A 20,147-nucleotide genomic window follows, 5' to 3' on the forward strand; every position below is an offset into this window, starting at 1 on the left:
GTGGCGCACTGGGGCGTACGGGAGAGGGGGGATTCGATGTACAAAATTCTCGTTGTCGACGACGAGCCGAGAGTGAGCGCCGGGATCAAAAATTTGCTGCTCGCGTCGAATCTGGACGTCGTGCATGTGGAAACGGCTCACAACGGGTTCGAGGCGCTCGATTATTTGCGGATGGACGCTTACGACCTCGTGCTGACCGATATCCAGATGAGCATGATGAACGGCATCGAATTGATGGAAGCGATTTATATGGAGCAGCCCCATCTCCCGATCGTCGTCATTTCGGCGCACGAGAAATTCGATTTCGCCAAAAAATCGCTGCGGCTCGGCGCCCGGGACTACCTGGTCAAGCCGGTGGAGCTGGAGGAGCTCATCCGGGTCGTGAAGCGGGTGCTGCTGGAAAAAGGGGAAGCCGGGCGCAAGGCGCTGGAGCGCACCGCCCGGGAACAATCCGGGGAGGAGCGGCTGTCCCAGCGAAAAAAAGCGCTGATCGAGCTCATCACCGAAAAGGATTTGCAGCCGTCCGATTACGCCGAGCTGACAAGCCAGCTCGGCGCCCGGCATGGCGGCGTACGGTACGGCCTCCTTACCGTTCATTTCGAGTTCGGCCGGGCGGGCTTCAGCAACCGCGAGATTACGCTCCGCGACCGCAAGCTGCTCAAATTCGCCTCGGTCAATATCGCGGAGGAGAGCCTTGCGGATTGGAACGGGCTGGCGTTCTACGACTCGGGAAGCCGACTGGTCGCCGTCATCGAGTTCGACGACGGCGACGTGCCCGACCGTCCCGTCCAGGTGAAATCGCAGCTCAACCTGATCGGGCAGTCGCTGTGCATGAACCTGAAGCAGTATTTGAACGTCGAGGCGACCGTCGGCATAAGCACGCTGTGCAAGGAAGCTTCGGCGCTGCCGAGGCTGCTCGAGGAGGCGGCGACGGCCGTCCGGTGGCGAAGCCTGCATCCGAGCAACCGGGTGTTTTATTACGAGGACATGGTCGGTCCGGGCGGAACGAATTACATGGACTGGGTGTCGCGGGTCCACCGTTTCGTCGAAGGGCTGAAGCTGTCGGGAGGCGAAGCTTCTCCGGAAGAAACGGGCGAGCTGGTCCGCGAGCTGACCGGGCTGTCCCGCTCGCCGGAGCTGTTCAACAGCTGCTTCGGGCTGCTGGCGTACCGGCTGTACGGGCTGCTGCTCGAGTGCGCCCAGGGCACCGCGTGGCCGCTCCACCGCTTCGACCCCGACGCCTATTTTCGGGCGGTTTCGCCCGAGGAAAAGGCAGCCCGGCTGGACGATTATATCGCCGAGCTTTGCTCTCTGCTCGGGCAATGCCTGCTGGAGCGGGACCAGTCGATCGTCGCCCGGGTGACGGAGTACATCCGCGCGCATTTTCGCGACCGGGGGCTTAAAGTCCAGGACATCGCCGGCGAGGTGCATTTCAGCCCGGCATACGTCAGTTATTTGTTCAAAAAAGTGATGAAAGTCAACGTGTGGGAATACGTCACGGCCGTGCGGATCGAGGAAGCGAAGCGGCTGCTTGCGACGACGGACAAAAAACGCTACGAGATCGCCTACCAGGTCGGCTACGAATCGCCGGAGCATTTCAGCCGGATTTTCAAACGCAGCGTCGGCGTCTCGCCTGCCGATTACCGGAAGGAAAGACAGGGGGAATCGGACTGAGCCTCAAGTCTAAAGTCATCTTGTCGTTCGCTCTGTTCATCATCGGCCCGTTTCTCGTCGTCGGCTGGATTTCCGCGTTCAGGGCATCGAGCGACATAAAAGAGGAAGTCGGCAAAACGATGCTGCAGCTGGTCCGGCAAAACCACCTGACGATCGAAAAGACGCTATCTTCCGCGAACGATACGACCGTGGCCTTTTTGAACAACCAGTTTTTCAGCGATCCCCGGCAGTACGCGTTCTGGACCGGCATCGAAACGCTGGCGGAAATGAACGAGGCGGACCGGATTCTGGAGCGCCTGTCGGCGGACGGTACGGAATATACGCTGTATATGAAAAACGAGGAAAACCTGCGCCCCGTCGTCGACACCGCCTACAAGACGAGAGGCTTCAAATATACGGACGACCGCTATTCCGGCTTGCCCGCCTGGGCGGAGGAAACGGCAAACGACGGCGGCAAGGCGAGCATCCGGCGGATCGAAACCGCAAGCGGCGCGGGGACCGTCGCGTTTATGCGGAGCATTTTGCACCCGGTGAGCTATGAGCGTTCCATCGGTTTGCTGGTCGTCTCGAAGCTGGAAGTTTTGCTGATGGAGGATGTCGTCTCCGTGCAGCTGCCGGAGGATACCGGCATTTTTTTGCTGAACGAGAAGGAAGAGCGGTTGATGCAGGTCGGCATGGCGGGCGGCGGCGGAAACGGCAACGGCAACGGGGACGAGGCCGCTTATCCGGACGACGTCCGGACGATGACGGAAGGGTACCGTTTCGTCAAGGAAAGCGGCGGCGAATGGCTGTACGCTTTCTCTTACCGGCCGAAGTTCGATACGAGACTGATTTACAAAATTCCGGTCGCTTCCATCATGGGCGGCCAGACCGCCTTTCAATGGACGATCATGATCATGTCCGCCGTCTATTTGCTGCTGGTGCTGTCCTTCGTGCTGTACTTGCTCCGCCTGATTTTGAAGCCGCTCGCCAGGCTCATTTCCATCACCAAAATTTACGAGCCGGGCAAGAAGCTCGACTTCGGCGACACGCCGCTGCGCAAGGACGAGCTCGGCATTTTGTACGGGGCGTTTATCCGGATGACGAAGCGGCTCGACCAATCCGTCGAAGAAAACTACGGGATGAAAATCAAGCAGAAGGAGACGGAGCTGTCGACCCTCCACTCCCAAATTACGCCGCATCTGCTGTACAATACGCTGGATTCGATTTACTGGTACGCGATCGACAGCGGCAACCGGAACGTGGGCGAGATGGTCAAGGATTTGTCCAAGCTGCTCCGCATCGGCCTAAGCAAGGGGAAAACGATCATTACGATCGGGGAAGAGCTGGAGCACGTTCAGGCCTACACTCGTCTGCAAATGCGGCGCTATCCGGACGCGTTTGCGGCGGGGTGGGAAATCGACGAATCGGCCACGAAGTTCATGACGCCCAAGGTCGTGCTGCAGCCGCTTGTCGAGAATGCGATTTTTCACGGCGTCAGCGGCATGGACGGGGAAGGCGAAATCCGGGTTCGCGTCGAGCGCGCGGGCGACGAGATTCGGATGACGGTGGAGGACAACGGCTTCAAAGAAGCCGACGTCGGGATGCTGCAGGCGATCGTGGAGGGCGAACTGACGGACAAAGGGTACGGCATCCGCAACGTGCAGCAGCGCATCCGGCTCCATTTCGGCGAGCGGTACGGGCTGCGGTACGAAAAGCGCGAAGGGGGCGGCCTCCAGGTCACCGTCGTTATCCCGGCTTGGGAGGATGAGCGTTGACGGGATCGGGCGCGGGTCCTGTTCGCGGCGGCGTCTGCCGCGCGCCGCGGAATCGTGCTATAATCGATTAAACTTGCCAGAAAAAGGAGGAGGCCGAACGATGAGGATTACCGTCGATCAACAAAACGATTCCAAAGTGGCCATCGTATCGGGCGACGGCATTTTGATCGGGAGCGTGGACGACGCGCTGGATTTGATGGCGACCGTCCGATACGACGGATGCGACAAGATGCTGCTGAGAAAAGAGAACATCGCGGACGACTTCTTCGAATTAAAAACGAAGCTGGCCGGGGAAATCTTGCAAAAATATACGAATTACCGCATGAACGTGGCCATAGTCGGCGAATTCGCCGGGTATAACAGCAAGAGCTTGAACGACTTTATTTACGAAAGCAACAAAGGCGGCCGGTTTTTGTTCAAGCAAACGGAAGCCGAGGCGCTCGAAGGGCTTCACCGAAGCGTGACGTGAATATTGAAAGGGCGAGGCTATCCCGGGGGTTCTCCCTTGAGGATGGCCTCTTTTTCCCTTGGCGCTCCTTCGGATCGTTTTCCGGCGTCATGATCCTCGGACAAAAGCGCAAGCCCTACGGACAGATTTCCTGACACCGATGCCCGAAACTTTCGAACAATCCGTTATTAATTATAGATTTGCCTTATATGGAACGAGCATCCTCCGGTCTACAATGTAAGAAAGTGCGACATCCGGGAGACAGAAGGAGGATACTCGAATGACTCGAATGGCGGCGCAAAGCGTCCCCAAAGCCCGAAAAGCCAAAGCTGCGGCTTCCCGGCAGCTTCCTGAAAGCATATGGGGCTACATCCTGATCTCGCCGTGGCTGATCGGTTTTCTGACGCTCACGCTGTGGCCGATGCTTCAATCGCTCTACCTTTCGTTCACGTATTACGATCTGTTGTCCAGCCCAAGCTGGACGGGCCTGGCCAATTACAAGGAAATGTTCACCGACAGTCCCGACTTCCGGACCTCGATCCGGGTCACGTTTACTTACGTGCTGCTGGGGGTTCCGCTCAAGCTCGTCGTCGCGCTGCTCATCGCGCTCCTGCTCAGCAAGTCGATCCGGGGAATGCCCCTGTTCCGGGCCGTCTTCTACTTGCCCTCCCTGATCGGCGGCAGCGTCGCCATCGCGATGGTATGGAGGGACATCTTCGGAAACAACGGCATCTTCAACAAGCTGCTGGCCGCCGCGGGAATTCGGGGCATGGACTGGATCAACGACCCGTCCACCTCCTTGTACACGCTGATCCTGCTCGCGCTGTGGCAGTTCGGCTCCGCGATGGTCATCTTTCTCGCGGGGCTGAAGCAGCTGCCCCGGGAGCTAAGCGAAGCCGCTTCCGTCGACGGCGCTTCGGCGTTCCGCACGTTTTTCAGGATCAAGCTTCCGATGCTGACCCCGCTTATTTTGTTCAATATCGTCATGCAGACGATCTACAGCTTCCAGATGTTTACGCAGGCCTACGTAGTGACGGACGGCGGGCCGATGAATTCGACGCTCGTCTACGCGCTCTATCTTTTCCGCGAGGCCTTCTCCTACTTCGACATGGGGTACGCCAGCGCCCTGGCCTGGGTTCTTCTCCTGATCGTCGCCGTCATTACCGGCCTGCTGTTCGGGTCGTCGAAAAAGTGGGTCCATTACGAATCTTGAGTCCGAGGAGGAAGCCGCATGGTCGGATCGCCGCAATCGCGCATTGTTCACAAGTCGTTTCGGTATTTCGCGCTTATCGCCGGATGTTTCGTCATGATTTATCCCGTCGTCTGGCTGTTCGGCAATTCCATTAAAAGCAACGAGGATTTTATCGGCGGCGGCCTGTTCCCGAATCATTTCGTCTGGGAAAATTACGCTCTCGGGTGGAATGCGATACCCGGTTACACCTTCGCGCATTTTTTCTGGAACTCGTTCTTTATCGGGGGGCTGTCGGTCGTCGGAACCGTCGTCTCCAGCTCCGTCGTCGCGTACGGGTTCGCCAGGCTGAATTTCCCGCTGAAAAACATGTGGTTCGCGATCCTGATGCTGACGCTGATGCTGCCGACCCAGGTGACGCTCGTACCGCAGTATATTTTATTCAAGCATCTCGGCTGGATCGGGACGACGCTGCCGCTGGTCGTGCCTCACTTCGTCGCGGCAAGCCCGTTTTTCGTCTTTCTGATCATCCAGTTCATCCGCGGGCTTCCGCGGGATCTGGACGAATCGGCCAAAATCGACGGCTGCTCGGTCGTCGGCATCGGTGTCCGAATTCTGCTCCCCCTCTGCGCGCCGGCGCTGGTGACGACCGCCTTGTTCTGCTTCATCTGGTCCTGGGACGACTTCCTGGCGCAGACGATTTACCTGACCGATACGGCCAAGTTCACCGTTCCGCTCGCCCTTCGCCTGTTCATGGACAACAGCTCCGAGATCACGTGGGGTCCGATGTTCGCCATGTCCGTTCTCGGCATCGTGCCAAGCTTCGTCCTGTTCGCGATGGCCCAAAAGCATTTCGTGGAAGGCATCGCCACGACGGGGCTCAAATAATCGCCGGGGCTCCTTTTTATAAGACAATCATTTATAATGTTAATTAATTTAACACGCGGGTGGTTGCTTATGAAGAATCCGTTCAAAGTGTTTTCGTTCCGTTATACCTTCTTCTTCTCCTTCCTGTTTTTCTCCCTGCTGCTTATCGGGGTGATCGGGGCTGCCAGCTATACGATCACGACCCAGGAGACGGTCAAGCAGATGATCGCCTCCCGGAAGCTGCTCCTTGGCGAAATCAACAAGCAGCTCGTCAACCAGATGCAGGTAATCGAAAACGATTCGCTCGCGCTCAGCAGCAATCCGAAAATCATCCATTATTTGAACGGAGCCGGGGAGCCGTACGAACGGGTCCAGCAGAAAAGGGATATTCTGGACCAGATCAGCCGCCTGAGCTATATCAAGGAGGGCGTGCACTCCGTCGAGCTGTACAGCCGCACCATCGAGTCGACCGAACGCTTCGGCACGAACGCTCTGTACAACTATGCGGAATTCGAGGAAAACGACTTGTACAGTCAGACGAAAAACGCGGACTACAGCTGGCTCGGCGCCCATGAAGCCCGGACCGGCACGGACGAGCCGGACAACCGGGTCATCAGCTTCGTCCGCAAGGTGACGGCCATCTCGGGCAAGGAGGTCGGCGTGCTTGTCGTCAACATGAAGCTGGCCTACGTAAACAAGCTACTGTCCGGCCAGCTCCCCGACGATTCGCGCTACGTGATCGATTCGTCCGGCCGGCTGATTACGGAGGTCGTCAGCGGCGACGAGAATTCCTTCGCGAACGGCGACGCGAATGCGCGGATTACCCGAATATTGAGCGAGGCGAACCCCGACCGGTTCGCCGTTTTCTCTTCCGGGCGGAAGATGCTGCTCATCTGGGACAAGCAGCCGAATTCCAGCTGGATCGTAGCGGACTCCATCGCCTGGAACAATGTTACCCAGGCGAGCCGCAAGATCAAGAACGTCATTCTTCTCGCGGCCGTGGCCTGCACGGCGCTCGCGATCGGCATGGCCTGGCTGCTTTCCCGCCAGTTCGGGGCTCCCATTCGCCGTTTGATCCAGGATGTCTCCCGAATCAAGAGCGGCCGGCTGGACATCCGGATCCGGAACGATTACCAGAATGAATTCGGCACACTGAACGACAGCATCGACCTGATGATCCGGCGGATTCGGGACCTGCTCGCGGAAGTGAACGAGCAGAACCGGCGCAAGCGGGAAGCCGAGCTGCAGATGCTTCAGGAGCAAATCAATCCCCATTTTATCTACAACACGCTCGACATGATCAACTGGCGCGCCATCGAGCGCGGCGCCTCCGACATCAGCAGAATGCTTTCCCTGCTCGGAAAGATGCTGCGGCTGGGCTTGTCGAAAGGGGCGGCCTTCATTCCGATCGGCAGCGAGCTGGAGTATCTGGGCTACTACAGCAAGCTTCAGTCGATCCATTTCGGGCCGAAGGTGCGGATCGACATCCGCATCCCGGAAAGCCTTCACCCGTACATGGTTCCGAAGCTGCTGCTGCAGCCCTTCATCGAAAATTCGCTTATTCACGGGATCGACCGGGCAACGGGAGGGACGATCGTCGTGACGGCGGAGGAGAAGGACGCGGATATCCGGTTCCGGCTGACCGACGACGGCAAAGGAATCGACGCCGGGGAACGCTACGACCAAAAGGCGCTGAACGGCAGCGGCATCCAGAACGTCCGGGAGAGAATCCGGCTGTACTTCGGCGATCCATACGGAGTCGAGATCGACAGCCGCCCGGACCGGGGAACCGTCATCGACATTCGGATTCCGAAAGTATCGCGGGAATATCCACAATGGAAGGCGGAGGCGAAGGAAGCATGATCAAAGCCGTCATTATCGACGACGATACGGCTACGCTGAACGGGATGAAAAGATCGATCGGCTGGAAGCGCATGAATATCGAAGTCGTCGGCGTGGCCGAAAACGGCCGGGAAGGTCTCGAGTTGATCGAACGAACGCGGCCCGATCTCATTCTGACGGACATTTACATGCCCGTCATGGACGGCATCGAGATGCTGAAAAGGCTGCGCCGGTCGAACGCGGAGGCGGAGGTCGTCATTCTTAGCGGCTATGAGGATTTCAAGCACGCCCAGACCGCGTTCAAGCTGCGGGTGCGGGATTACGTGTCGAAGCCGGCCACCGTCGAGGAGATCGAAGAGGTCCTTGTCGAAGCTGCGGAGCATATATTGGCGAGCGGCCGCGCGCGGCGGGAGGAAAGGGAACTGCGCGAGCTGCTCGAGTACAACCGGGCTTCGGCGCGCAGGCAGCTGTTCAAGGAGCTGCTGGAGCGCGGGCAATCGCAATTGGCCGGAGAGGGAGGCGTTGCGGATTTGGGCGTCCGCCTGACGGCATGCGTTTTCGGCGTCGCCGTCCTGGAGTGTTTCAGGCGCGGAGAGCGGGGACCGGCCGATTCGCACGATTGGCCGGCCCTCTTTTCCCGCGGCGCCCGGTCCGTCGAAGAGACGGTCGCCGCGATGAAGGGCGTATATGTCGCGGACGTTCAGTTGAACGCGCTCACCCTGATCGTAACCGAGAACGCGGCGGCAAAGCCGGAAGCCGTGCTGAAAAAGGCGGCCCAGGCCGCCGGGAAGGCCATCGAATGCATGGAGGCGGCGCTCTGCGCAAATGCGCGAGCCGCGATCGGCCCTGTCGCCGAATCCGCCGACAGGATTCCCTTCGCCTATCGGGAAGCGATGAAGCTCATGCGCGAAGGCTTGTACGCGGCCGGGCGGAAGATCGCGACTCCCGGCGATGTCCCCGTCAAGCGAAGGACCCAGCCTCCGCGGACGATCGAGAGCTGCCGCCGCATGGCCGACGCGGCCATGCAAGGCCAAAGCGAGCTCGCCCGCCAACAGCTCGAGAGCTGCCTGGCCGAGTTGTCCGCCCTGCCCGGACTTAGCGTCGCCATGCTCCGGGAGGCCGCCATCGAATTCATCGGCGTCGTCGCCGTCGCGCTTTACGAGCATGGGCTGAAGATCGACGACTTGCACCTGAACCGCAATCCGTATGCCGGATTGGAGCGGCTTCGCTCTATGGAGGATTTGGCCGTTTTGATGGAAGAGATCGTGCAATCGGTATGTCAGGTCATGGCGAGAAGAGCGTCCGCCAAACACCGAAAAACCGTCGATTTCATCATCCGGTTCGTTCACGATCACTATTCCGAGGATATTACGCTGGAAATGATCGCGGACAAAGTGTTTTTGACCCGCAATTATTTGAGCCAGATTTTCAAGCAGGCGACGGGCGAGAACTACAACAATTACCTGACCAGGGTTCGGATGGAGAAGGCGAAGGAGCTGATGAAATCCGGGAATTACAAGCTTTACGAGATTTCGGCGATGGTCGGCTACAAGAACAACGCGTATTTCAGCCAGCTGTTCAAAAAAGTGACCGGCTTCAATCCTTCCGAACTGAATCAATAGAGTTTTACGAAAATAATTGTAGATTTGCATTATTTCTTCAAAGCCGGGCGAAGCTTATGATTTTGGTGTAAGGCAAATTAACATCGAATGAAAAAAAGGGGTGTGCGAGTTGGCGAAGGCAATATCGAAACTCAGCAAAAGAACCGTAACGGCGGCGGCCGCTGCCGTTCTGCTTGCCGGCGCGCTCGCCGGCTGCGGCGGCGGAGGCTCCGCGAACGGCGGGGCCGGCAGCACCGCTCAAGGCGCGGGAAGCGATCCGCAAGCGGCCGGCAAAACCGTCGAGCTGCGCTTCTCGTGGTGGGGCGCGCAAGAGCGGCACGACCGGACGCTCAAGATGATCGAGAAGTTCGAGGAGCTTCACCCCAATATCAAGATCGAACCGGAGTATTCCGCATTCGGCGCTTACCAGGAGAAGCTGGCCACGCAGATTGCGGGAAGCAATGCGCCCGACATCATGAGCATGAGCCTCATTTATATTCAAGGCTATGCGCAGCGCGGCGTTTTGAAGGACATGACCCCCTATGTCGGGAAGACGCTGAATACGGACGGGCTGAACCAGGAGCTCCTCGCCAACATGGGCACCATTAACGGCGAGCTTGTCGGCCTTCCCCTTAGCCAAAGCGCGTCGGTTCTGTTCTACAACAGCGAAATGCTGAAGCAGGCCGGCGCGGAGGCCCCGAAGCCGGACATGACGTACGACGAGTATTTCGAGCTGATGCGCGATTTGAAAGGCAAGCTCGGCGAAGGCAAGTACGGCACGAACGACATGGCCGGGCTGTTCGAAGCGTTCATGTACTACCTGTTCTCCAAGGGCGACGTTCTGTACAAGGACGGCCAGTTGGCCTACAAGGACGAGAATCTGAAGGAATGGCTGGAAATGTGGGACCGGGCGCGGAAGGAAGGCATCGTACCGCCCGCCAGCGAGACGGCCTCGTATCAGCTCGCCACTTACGATCCGGCCAAGGAGCCCATCCTCAAAGGAACGGTCGCGTTCGAGGGGCCGCTTTTCGTTCCGTACTACACGGCGATGGAAGGAATGCTGAAGGACAAGCTCGAGATGACGACGATTCCGCGCGCCAGCGGTTCGACGGGCACGGCCAGCGTGCTGCTGCCGGGAATCTTCCTCTGCATCAACGAGAACACCAAGCACCCCGAGGAAGCGGCGCTGTTCGCGGACTTCATGATCAACTCCACGGAAGCGGCCGACATTCTGGAGCTGGAGCGAGGGCTTCCGGACAATCGGAAAATGGTCGAATACCTGAAGCCTAAGTTTACGGAAGTCGACAACAAGATGCTGGATATGCTGACTTATATCGGCGACCATAACCCGGGCTGGTACGACGGCGGCCCGAAGGGGTCGGGCGAAGTAAGCCAACTGTTCGAGCAGATCGTTCAAAAGCAGCAGTTCGGCAAAGCGACCGTGGACGAGGTCGTCGCCGAATTCCGCAAGGAAGCGGACAAGGTTCTGAGCAAAAACGGGTAGGCGGCATGATTTTCCCCGGGCATGCCACGGGTCGCAAAAGGAGTTGTCCCAAAGGTCGTTAACCCGGCCTTGGGGACAGCTCCTTTTTTGGCGAAGCCTCCGCCCCCCGAATTTCGACGAAACAGAGTCTCTGGACATCCGTTCCCGCCCTGCAAAATTTGGCTCCCATCCGACCTGGAGAAGTCAACCGGCAAGCCTCCGGCATACCTTACGGTATGGAGGCGAATGACATGGTATTTGCTTTGTTTCAGCTTGTCGGAGGCATCATTTTGGCGTTCGGCTGGATTCCGCAAATCGCGCAAATCCTGAAAACGAAATCGGTCCGGGATTTGAATCCGAAAACGTTCCGGCTTTTGTTTATCGGAATCGGCTTGATGGAGGTTTATGCCGTCCGGCTGGCGACCCAGGGGGTGGGCTACGCCTTTCTCGTTACGAACAGCTTGTCGCTGCTTCTGATGCTGTTTATTCTTGTACTCATCTTTAGGTACAGGAACACAAAAGAAAAATAGACCGCCCTCGCCCAAAGGATGCGGTCTATTTCTGCCGTTAATTCCTATAAGCCACCGCCCTCAAGAGCGGCTATTGCAGAGGGAGTCGTGTTCGCCGCACGGCTCCTTTTACATCATAAGCCTTTTCTGCGTCAAGTATACCACCGAATCTTTTTCGTTTCAATCCACGCTTCACGCAAGAACCTCTTCATATTCGGCTCCCCGGACCCGGTTTCCGGCGCAAATTTTACAATAATGAGGATCTTCCGGAAAGCATCTATTGTATAATTGGGAAAAAGATCCGCCCGAAACGGAGGTTGGCGTCGCGTGACGAACGAATTTTTGAACATTGCCCATCGAGGCGCATCCGCCTATTGCCCGGAAAATACGATGGCCGCGTTCAAGCGGGCCATCGCGCTTGGAGCGACGGCCATCGAAACCGACGTGCAGATGACGTCCGACGGCCATCCGGTTTTGATTCACGACGAATCGCTGCAGCGGACGACCGGTTCGCCGAAGCTCGTGAAAGATGTGACGCTGGAAGAGCTGAAGCGGCTGGATGCCGGCTCGTGGTTCGACCCCTCCTTCGGCAAAGAAACGGTGCCGACGCTTGGAGAGCTGCTGGAATTGGTCAAACCGACTTCGCTGCAGGTGAACCTCGAGCTGAAAAACGGCGTCGTCGTGTACCCGAATTTGGAAGAGACGGTCATCGAGGAGATCCGCAAATACGGAATGAGCGACCGTATCATGATCTCCAGCTTTAATCATTATTCGCTGGTAAAGTGCAAACGGCTGGCGCCGGAAGTGCGGACGGGCATTCTCTATATGGAAGGGCTGTACGAGCCGTGGGAATACGCGGCGCGCGTCGGCGCGGAAGCCCTTCACGCGTTCCATTACGCGGTCATTCCGGAGTGGGCGGAGCAAGCGGCCCGGCGGGGAATCGTCTATTACCCGTTCACCGTCAACGAGCCGGAGGAAATGCGCAGGCTGCTCGCCGCGGGCGTTTCCGGCATCATAACCGATTACCCTGACCGGCTGGGAGAACTGCTCAAGGAGACGGAGGTTCAACGCGGGTGAAAAAAACGTGGCTGCTCGGCTTCGGTTTTTTTAGCATCAGCATCACGTGGGCGCTCTATAACGCGTTCGTTCCGTTTTTTCTCGACGAGTTTTTGACCAGCACTGCGATGATCGGCTTCATGATGACGATCGACAATTACTTCGCCCTGTTTTTGCAGCCGTGGATCGGCAACCGCAGCGACAAAACCGTATCCCGGTTCGGCAGGCGAATGCCCTACCTGCTGATCGGAATGCCGCTCGCCGCCTTGTTCGTCGTTCTCATTCCCTTGCATACGAGCTTTCTCACGCTGATTCTTTTTATGGTTCTGATGAATTTGGCGATGAGCCTGTACCGGTCTCCGACCATCGCGCTCATGCCGGACATTACGCCGGAAGCGAAACGAACGAAAGCCAACGGCATTATCAACTTTATGGGCGGCATCGGCGGCATTATCGCGTTCGGAGCCGGGTCGGCGCTGTACGGCGCGAATCCTTCGTTTCCGTTTATCGCCGCGGCCGTCATCACCCTGCTCTCGCTTTTCATCCTGCACCGGTACATAAAGGAAAACCGCGATTCCGTCGTTCCGGCGGCGGCCGAGCCCCGGCGCATCCGGCTGCGCGGCGAACTGAACCGCACGACCGTCCTGCTGCTGGCGGCGATCTTTTTCTGGTTCGTCTCGTACCAGGGCGTCGAATCGCTGTTTACGTTATACGGGAAGCATCACCTCGGGCTGGAAGAGAGCGCCGCTTCGTTTTCGCTGACGTTTTTCTCGCTGTTTTTCGTGCTGTTCGCGATTCCGAGCGGCTGGCTCGGCAACCGGTTCGGCAAGAAAAAAACGATTCTCATCGGCATTTGCGGCCTGTTTCTCGTGTTCGCCGTCGTACCGCTCGTCGAGACGGTCGCGGTGCTGCGCTGCCTGCTCGCGCTCGGCGGCATCTTTTGGGCGTGCATCAATATCAACTCGTATCCGTTCGTCGTCTCGACGGGAACGGAACGGAGCATCGGCACGCGGACGGGCTTGTACTACTTGGCGTCCTCGCTGGCCGCGCTGTCTTCGCCGCCGCTGCTGGGCCTTGTCATCGACCGCTTCGGCTACGCCTCGTTGTTCGTTTGCGCGGCGGGCGGAATGCTGCTGGCCCTGTTGTTTCTCCTCATGGTCAAGCACGACGGCAAAACGGCGGGGGTGTCGCCGGATGCCGCCCGGTTCGAAGGGTAGCTTCGCGTTGCAGGCCGACGTATTCCATAGGGTCCCGTAAACCTTAAGCAAACAAAAACAGGCATCCGGTGCGGAGTTGCCTGTTTTTGTCGTCTTGTTACGGGGTGCCGTTCTCGTCGCTGTCCCGGAAGAAGAAGCCCGGAACGAACAGCTGGCCGGAAAGGGCAGGGCCATTGGCGAAAAGAGGCTGGCGTCGCTTCCGGCACGGCGAAGGCTCCCGGTAACCGGTTTGCGAATCATATAAACTTCGAAGGAGGCACGTTGTAGTATTTTTTGAACGCTTTGGAGAAGGTGAACGGGTCCGGATATCCCAGCATGGCGGAGATTTCCTGAACGGAGTGCTTTTGCTGATAGAGATAGTCCCGGGCGCGGTTCATCTTGATTTGGTTCACGTACATTCCCGGCGTAATCCCGAGCGTTTTTTTGAAAAAGGCGATAAAATATTTCTCCGACATGCCCGCGATGCCGGCGAGCTCGTTCATGCGGATGGAGCGGTTCAAGTTGAGCTGAATGTGACGGAATACGGGCTCAAGGACCGCCAAGCTGCCGACGGACGGCTTGCGGCTCCGAACGCCGTCGCCGAAACCCGCCGGGCCAATCCCTTGGCCGCAGAGGCCGATGATTTTGGCGAGGACGATCGAGAGACAGCCTTTCAAGTACAATCGGGCGCCGGCATAGGCGGCAGAGGCCCGGGACTGATCGTGCGCACGAAGGAACATGCCGGCTTCCTCGCCAACGAGACCGCCCGGCCAAATGCCGGCAAGCCGAAAATCGTCCAAAATCCGCAGCTGCTCCCCGAGACTGAATTCAAAATGCGCATAAACGAATCGGCACCCTTCGGCTTGCGTCATGGCCGTATACGGCATATGCGGATAAAAGAACACCAGGTCCCCGGGTCCGGCCACATATTGGCGTTCGCCGACCTGCAGCCGGACGATTCCTTCCCGGAGGAACCATAAATCGTAATCGTTGTGCGCCTTGCTTTCCAGCCAGTCTTCGCCATGGATTTCTTCGCGGCAGGAGCTGACGCGCAGCGAGATCCATTCGGACAGCTCGTCGAACAAGCCGATATGAGGGGGCATTTCGCGAGCGCCTCCTTACCTTGCAGCATGCCATTCATAATTCGATTATACAGCAATCTTGGAAGCGGTTAAATCATCATACTATTTGACAGGAAGTCGGTACTCCCGCATATTCAACCTTTTTCGCCCCGTTTGTACAATGATGCTATCACCATACGAAGGGATGAGGGTAAGGCAATGAGTGCGACTCAACACCCGAAAGTGGTCGTCATCGGAGCGGGAAGCTTGTTTTTCGGACGGCAGTCGATTTGGCAAATGGTTCATTCCCCTTACTTGAACAAAGGCACGCTGGCGCTGGTCGATACGGACGGGGAACGTCTGGACAAAATGGTCCGGCTCGCGCGGATGGTCGCCGCGGACAACGGCGTCGAACTTAAAGTCGAAGGCTCGACCGACCGCCAGGAGGTGCTGCCGGATGCCGATTTCGTCGTCCTCAGCTTTGCCGAGGACACGGTGAAATATCGCGGAATCGATTGCGCGGTTTCCGAAAAGTACGGCATCCGCATGTGCTCCGGCGATACGATCGGCCCCGGCGGCATCTTCCGCGCCATGCGGGAGCTGCCGGCCATTATGGATTGCGCGCGCGACATCGAGGCCATCTGTCCGGAGGCGTGGGTCATCAACTATATCAATCCGTCGACCGTGCACGGCATCGCGCTCGCCCGATACGCCCCGAAGCTGAAGAGCTTCGCCCTGTGCGACTCGCACCATATGCCGCACAAAAAGCTGCATTACGCGCTTCGCGCCGGCATTATTAAGGATAAATCGGAATATACGCCGGACGTGGACGCCAGGTTCGACTTCCGCGTTGCCGGGGTGAACCACTTTACGTGGCTGCTGAAAGCGGAATACGAGGGCCGGGACGTCATGCCGCAAATCGGCGATTCCTTGAAGCGGGACGCGGAGACGGCGACGCTCGGCGGCGACACCGGAGCGAAGGCGCTCCATAACGACGCCATCGGCTACCAGCTTTACGAAATTTTCGGCTATGTGCCGACGTGCGTGGCGCACACGAAGGAGTATGTCCGCTACTGGCAGGGGCTCGGAAAGCTGAAGGACGCGATTCCGCCCCTTTCGATCTGGGAAACGGAGGACCGTTACCGGAGACACGAGGAAATGTGGGAGCAGGTCGACGGCTTTCTAAGCGGGAAGACGCCGATTGCCGAATATATGAATTCGTTCGGCCCGGATCATGCGACCGATATTATCGAAAGCATGGTCGGCGGACTCGGCAAGCCCTTCTTTATCAACACGCTCAACCGGGGCGCGGTCTCCAACATGAACGACGACGCCTTCCTCGAGCTGTTGTGCGAGGTGACGATGGACGGCCCGAAGCCGCTCCCGGTCGGCGAAATGCCGCGCGGCATCCGCGGCATGCAGGAGCTCGTGCTGGATACGCACGAGCTGACCGCGGAAGCGGTCGTGCAGCGCAGCCGGGAAAAGCTGCGCCGGGCGATGCTGACCGATCCGCTCGTCAGCTCCATCGCCGACGCGGATCGGATCATCGACGAGCTGTTCGAGCTGGAGAAGGACGCGCTGCCGCAAGAGTGGTTCGAGCTTGCGAAATCCTGAACGGGCGGCGAAAGGCATTTTACTCAAAAGGAATCCCGCTGCAGCAAGGTTGTCCTCCGGGGCAGCCTTTTTTTTATTTCCCGAAGTTTTTACGTTCGCCAAACATTGCGTTAACCCAATTCGGTTTCACTTGAACGATGATCTTGCTACCATTATGGATATGAACAAATTAATCAAAAACGAGCAAATGTCCAAACGAGAGGTGAACACAAACAAAAGGAGCTGCTTCGGACATCGCCTGATTTCTCATCGCTCACTTCCCCGACGTATCGGTCCACGACAAAAACTTACTGAAAAGAGGATTGATTTCATTGAAGCACGCGTTGAAAAAATGGTTATCCGTTTCGCTGATTCTGACTTCGCTCGCCGGTCTTGCCGCCTGCGCCGGCAGCGAGAACGGGCAGCCGTCCGTATCGCCGTCCGCCGGCAGCGGAGGAAGCGAATCTTCCCCGGCGGCGACCGAAACGGAACCGGTCGGCAAGTACGAGCCGGCGATCACCGTTACGATGGGAAGAGACCAGTTGACCAATACGACGTTCCGCGAAGGCGATTCCCTGGATAACAACATCTGGACGCGCGAGTTAATGGACGAATACGGGATCCAAATCAAAAATCTTTGGGTAACGGATTCCGCGGGTTATTGGGAAAAACTGAACCTAACGATTTCGTCTGGCGAGCTTCCGGACTTCTTCCAGGTGCGACCGGCGCAATTAAAAGAGCTGCACGAGGCCGGCATGCTGGCGGACTTGACGGAGCTGTACGAAACGCACGCGACGCCGCTGACCAAGGAGAAGTTGAACGAAGACGGCGGGGTCGGCTTGCAATCCGCGACAATCGACGGCAAACTGATGGGTCTTCCGTACGTGACGGCCGCCATCGACAACTCGACGATGCTGTGGATCCGCAAGGATTGGCTTGACAATCTCGGGTTGTCCGAGCCGCAATCGATGGACGACGTCATCGAAATTGCCAGAGCGTTCAAAAACGACGATCCCGACCAAAACGGGAAAAACGATACGACCGGGCTCGGACTGACCCAGGATCTTTTCGGGGCGGGCGGCGGGCTGGCCGGATTTTTCAACGGCTTTCACGCGTATACCAACATTTGGATAGAGAATGAAGCGGGCGACGGTTTGGTCAACGGTCTCGTGCAGCCCGAAATGAAGCAGGCGTTGGCCAAACTGCAGGAGATGTACAAGGAAGGCTTGCTCGATACGGAATTTTCGGCCAAGTCCGGCATCGGCGAAGATGTCATCGCGGGCAAAGTCGGCATGTTTTTCGGAACGATGTCGCAGCCGCTCAATCCGCTGCAGCAAACGATGGACAAGGATCCGAGCGCCGATTGGCAGTTCTATCCGATTCCGAGCATTGACGGGGAGCCGGCCAAACCGCAAGTTTCCTACAATCCGCCCGTCTATTTCGTCGCGAGCAAAACGGCCGAGCACCCGGCGGCCATCGTCAAGATGATGAACTTGTTCGCGGAGAAGTTTTTCGGCGAGACGGCCGACCCGCAGTTCAATTATGACGGCGAGCATCATTCCCACAAGTATCAGGTCGTCCGCACTTACGGCGCAAAGAAAAATCTGAACAACCATTTGCAGATCAAAGAAGCGTTCGAAACGGGGAGCGCGGAGAAGCTCAATCCGGAGCAGCAGGAGCATTACAAGCAAATCCAGGATTTCAACGCGGGCGACAAGAGCATGTGGAAGTACGCGAAAATTTTCGGTCCGGAAGGATCGTTATCGCTTGTCAACCGTTACATCGAGCAAGATTTGCTCTATTCCGACCGGTACGTAGGATTGCCTACGGACCTGATGGTGGACAACGGGAGCATTCTGAGCGATTTGGCCGCGACCGCGTTTACGAAAATCATCATGGGCGAGCCGATCGAAAGCTTCGACAAGTTCGTAAAAGAATGGAACGACCTGGGCGGCGCCGCCATCACGCAGGAAGTCAACGGCTGGTATAAAAATTCGCAGTAACCGAATGCGGCGGATGGAGGGAAAAGGCCGTTCTTTCCGTCCGCCCCATGGATATTAAGCTCAGGGAGAGTCGATAGAGTTGCGCTGGACGTTGCACCTGATGATTGTCCCGGGATTGATCGTTTTGTTTATTTACCAGTATCTCCCCATGTTCGGCTTTGTCATGGCGTTTCAGGATTTCAAGCCGGCCTTCGGCATTTCGGGCTCCGAGTGGGTCGGTTGGGACAATTTTACCTATGCGTTGAACCTTCCGAACATTTCGCAGGTCGTTTGGAACACCTTCTATATTTCCGTTCTTAAAGTGATCGCAAGCCAAGCGTTTCCGATCGCCGTTGCGATTTTGCTGAACGAAGTGCGAATGATGCTGTTCAAACGAACGGTGCAAACGCTGATTTATTTGCCGCATTTTTTGTCCTGGATCATCATGGGCGGCATTTTGGTCGATATTTTGTCTCCCTCGAAAGGCATCGTAAATCAATTTCTGGGGCTGTTTGGCGCGGAGCCGATCTTTTTTCTCGGAGACGCGGATATTTTCCCCTACGTGCTCGTTCTGTCGGATTTGTGGAAAGACTTCGGCTTCAATACGATCGTTTATCTCGCGGCACTGACGAGCATTAACCCTCATCTGTACGAAGCCGCCGTTATCGACGGGGCGAACCGGTGGAAGCAAATTCGGCACGTGACGCTTCCCGGGATGGTGCCGATCGTCGTGCTGGTCGCGACCCTCAGCCTTGGCAATATTCTGAACGCCGGCTTCGACCAGGTATTCAATCTCTACAGTCCGTCCGTCTACGAGACCGGCGATATTATCGATACGTTGGTCTACCGTACCGGCATTTTGCAGGCGAAGTACGCCTTGGCGACGGCGATCGGGCTGTTCAAGTCCGTCGTATCGTTCGTTTTGATCGTCGTCTCGTATGTTCTCGCCTACCGGATCGCAAACTATCGAATTTTCTAGAGGGGAGGCCATGCCATGGTGCAAAACCGGTCGTTGTCCGCAATTATTTTTCATGTGTTCAACTATGCGTTCCTCGGGGTTATGGCCTTGCTGTGCGTTCTCCCGCTCGTTCATGTATTAGCCGTGTCGTTCAGTTCAAGTACGGAAGCCGAGGCCGGGCTGGTCTCCCTGTGGCCGATCGATTTTACGGCGGATTCGTATCGCTACGTGCTGAATAAACCCGAATTTTTCAAATCGTTGGGCGTGACGCTGCAAAAGGTGTCTCTCGGAACCGCGCTGAACCTTCTGCTCGTGATCCTGCTTGCTTACCCGCTGTCCAGGGAGACGAAGGAATTCCCGATGCGCACGTTCTATGCGTGGGCGATCGTCTTCACGATGCTGTTCAACGGCGGCCTCGTTCCGACCTATATGGTCGTCCGGGAAACGCAAATCATGGACACGATCTGGGCGCTCGTGCTGCCGGGCGCGATTCCGGTCTTCCACGTAGTCATGCTGCTTAATTTTTTTCGCGGCATTCCGAAGGAACTGGTCGAAGCGGCCCATATGGACGGGGCCGGCCATTGGACCGTTCTGCGGAAAATCATGCTCCCGCTGTCGATTCCGGCCTTGGCCACTCTGCTGCTGTTCAACATCGTCGGCCATTGGAATTCCTGGTTCGACGGCCTGATCTATATGAATTCGCCGGAAAACTACCCGCTGCAAACGTATTTGCGAACCATCATCATCGAACTGGATTTCACGGCGCTCGGCGCGATGGATGCGATTCATCAGCTGGAAAACGTCTCGGAGCGAACGACCCGGGCCGCGCAAATTTTTCTCGGAGCGCTGCCGGTCATGCTCGTTTATCCGTTTCTCCAGAACTATTTTATGAAGGGCATCGTGCTCGGCAGCGTTAAAGGATAATCGCAAC

General features: G+C 57.4%; 16 protein-coding genes. 15 read left to right on the top strand and 1 reads right to left on the bottom strand.

The annotated features are described in order from the left end of the window. Nucleotides 1-36: 36 nt before the first annotated feature. The 11 genes from JW799_RS14460 (at nucleotide 37) to JW799_RS14510 (ending at nucleotide 13,643) form a co-directional block, all read left to right on the top strand. Entirely contained in the window at nucleotides 37-1,674 is a 1,638-nt protein-coding gene (locus JW799_RS14460; protein ID WP_205430417.1) for a response regulator, read from the top strand. Nucleotides 1,675-1,694: 20 nt separating this feature from the next. Beyond that, nucleotides 1,695-3,431 carry a sensor histidine kinase gene (locus tag JW799_RS14465; protein ID WP_205430419.1) on the top strand — a complete coding sequence of 579 codons (1,737 nt, stop codon included), beginning with the start codon at nucleotides 1,695-1,697 and terminating at the stop codon, nucleotides 3,429-3,431. Between the two features lie 100 nt (nucleotides 3,432-3,531). Next, the gene (locus JW799_RS14470; RefSeq protein ID WP_205430420.1) at nucleotides 3,532-3,900 is read left to right on the top strand and encodes a DUF4180 domain-containing protein; all 369 of its coding nucleotides are present in this window, start codon (nucleotides 3,532-3,534) and stop codon (nucleotides 3,898-3,900) included. 259 nt (nucleotides 3,901-4,159) lie between these two features. Continuing rightward, nucleotides 4,160-5,092, top strand: coding sequence for a carbohydrate ABC transporter permease (locus JW799_RS14475; protein ID WP_139787163.1), 933 nt, complete (start codon nucleotides 4,160-4,162; stop codon nucleotides 5,090-5,092). Between the two features lie 18 nt (nucleotides 5,093-5,110). Beyond that, complete coding sequence (locus JW799_RS14480; RefSeq protein ID WP_080834838.1) at nucleotides 5,111-5,956, top strand: carbohydrate ABC transporter permease; 846 nt, start codon at nucleotides 5,111-5,113, stop codon at nucleotides 5,954-5,956. A 69-nt stretch (nucleotides 5,957-6,025) separates the two neighbouring features. Further along, nucleotides 6,026-7,798 (top strand): cache domain-containing sensor histidine kinase, encoded by a 1,773-nt coding sequence (locus tag JW799_RS14485; protein ID WP_176220717.1) that lies wholly within the window; start codon nucleotides 6,026-6,028, stop codon nucleotides 7,796-7,798. Continuing rightward, nucleotides 7,795-9,399, top strand: coding sequence for a response regulator (locus JW799_RS14490; protein WP_205430421.1), 1,605 nt, complete (start codon nucleotides 7,795-7,797; stop codon nucleotides 9,397-9,399). The genes JW799_RS14485 and JW799_RS14490 overlap by 4 nt, the downstream gene beginning before the upstream one ends. Nucleotides 9,400-9,508: 109 nt before the next feature. Next, complete coding sequence (locus JW799_RS14495; protein ID WP_080834833.1) at nucleotides 9,509-10,882, top strand: ABC transporter substrate-binding protein; 1,374 nt, start codon at nucleotides 9,509-9,511, stop codon at nucleotides 10,880-10,882. Between the two features lie 230 nt (nucleotides 10,883-11,112). Then, the gene (locus JW799_RS14500; protein ID WP_205430422.1) at nucleotides 11,113-11,391 is read left to right on the top strand and encodes a PQ-loop repeat-containing protein; all 279 of its coding nucleotides are present in this window, start codon (nucleotides 11,113-11,115) and stop codon (nucleotides 11,389-11,391) included. A 306-nt stretch (nucleotides 11,392-11,697) separates the two neighbouring features. After that, nucleotides 11,698-12,447 (top strand): glycerophosphodiester phosphodiesterase, encoded by a 750-nt coding sequence (locus tag JW799_RS14505; RefSeq protein WP_080834829.1) that lies wholly within the window; start codon nucleotides 11,698-11,700, stop codon nucleotides 12,445-12,447. Beyond that, nucleotides 12,444-13,643, top strand: a complete 1,200-nt coding sequence (locus JW799_RS14510) for an MFS transporter (protein ID WP_205430423.1) — start codon at nucleotides 12,444-12,446, stop codon at nucleotides 13,641-13,643. Before JW799_RS14505 ends, JW799_RS14510 begins: the two co-directional genes overlap by 4 nt. A 236-nt stretch (nucleotides 13,644-13,879) precedes the next feature. On the opposite strand, the gene JW799_RS14515 is transcribed toward JW799_RS14510, so the two are convergent. Further along, nucleotides 13,880-14,725 (bottom strand): helix-turn-helix transcriptional regulator, encoded by an 846-nt coding sequence (locus JW799_RS14515; protein ID WP_080834826.1) that lies wholly within the window; start codon nucleotides 14,723-14,725, stop codon nucleotides 13,880-13,882. 177 nt (nucleotides 14,726-14,902) lie between these two features. Here JW799_RS14515 and JW799_RS14520 point away from each other — a divergent pair, with 177 nt between their 5' ends. From JW799_RS14520 to JW799_RS14535, 4 genes are all read left to right on the top strand, one after another. Further along, nucleotides 14,903-16,297 (top strand): family 4 glycosyl hydrolase, encoded by a 1,395-nt coding sequence (locus JW799_RS14520; RefSeq protein WP_205430424.1) that lies wholly within the window; start codon nucleotides 14,903-14,905, stop codon nucleotides 16,295-16,297. A 311-nt stretch (nucleotides 16,298-16,608) separates the two neighbouring features. Further along, nucleotides 16,609-18,279, top strand: coding sequence for an extracellular solute-binding protein (locus JW799_RS14525; protein ID WP_080834822.1), 1,671 nt, complete (start codon nucleotides 16,609-16,611; stop codon nucleotides 18,277-18,279). A 100-nt stretch (nucleotides 18,280-18,379) separates the two neighbouring features. Beyond that, on the top strand, nucleotides 18,380-19,237 hold the full coding sequence (locus tag JW799_RS14530; RefSeq protein WP_080835542.1) for an ABC transporter permease: 858 nt from the start codon (nucleotides 18,380-18,382) through the stop codon (nucleotides 19,235-19,237). Nucleotides 19,238-19,252: 15 nt separating this feature from the next. Further along, entirely contained in the window at nucleotides 19,253-20,140 is an 888-nt protein-coding gene (locus tag JW799_RS14535; protein ID WP_080834820.1) for a carbohydrate ABC transporter permease, read from the top strand. The last annotated feature ends 7 nt before the right edge of the window (nucleotides 20,141-20,147 follow it).

Origin of the sequence: Cohnella algarum (assembly GCF_016937515.1) — a bacterium.
Taxonomy (GTDB): domain Bacteria; phylum Bacillota; class Bacilli; order Paenibacillales; family Paenibacillaceae; genus Cohnella; species Cohnella algarum.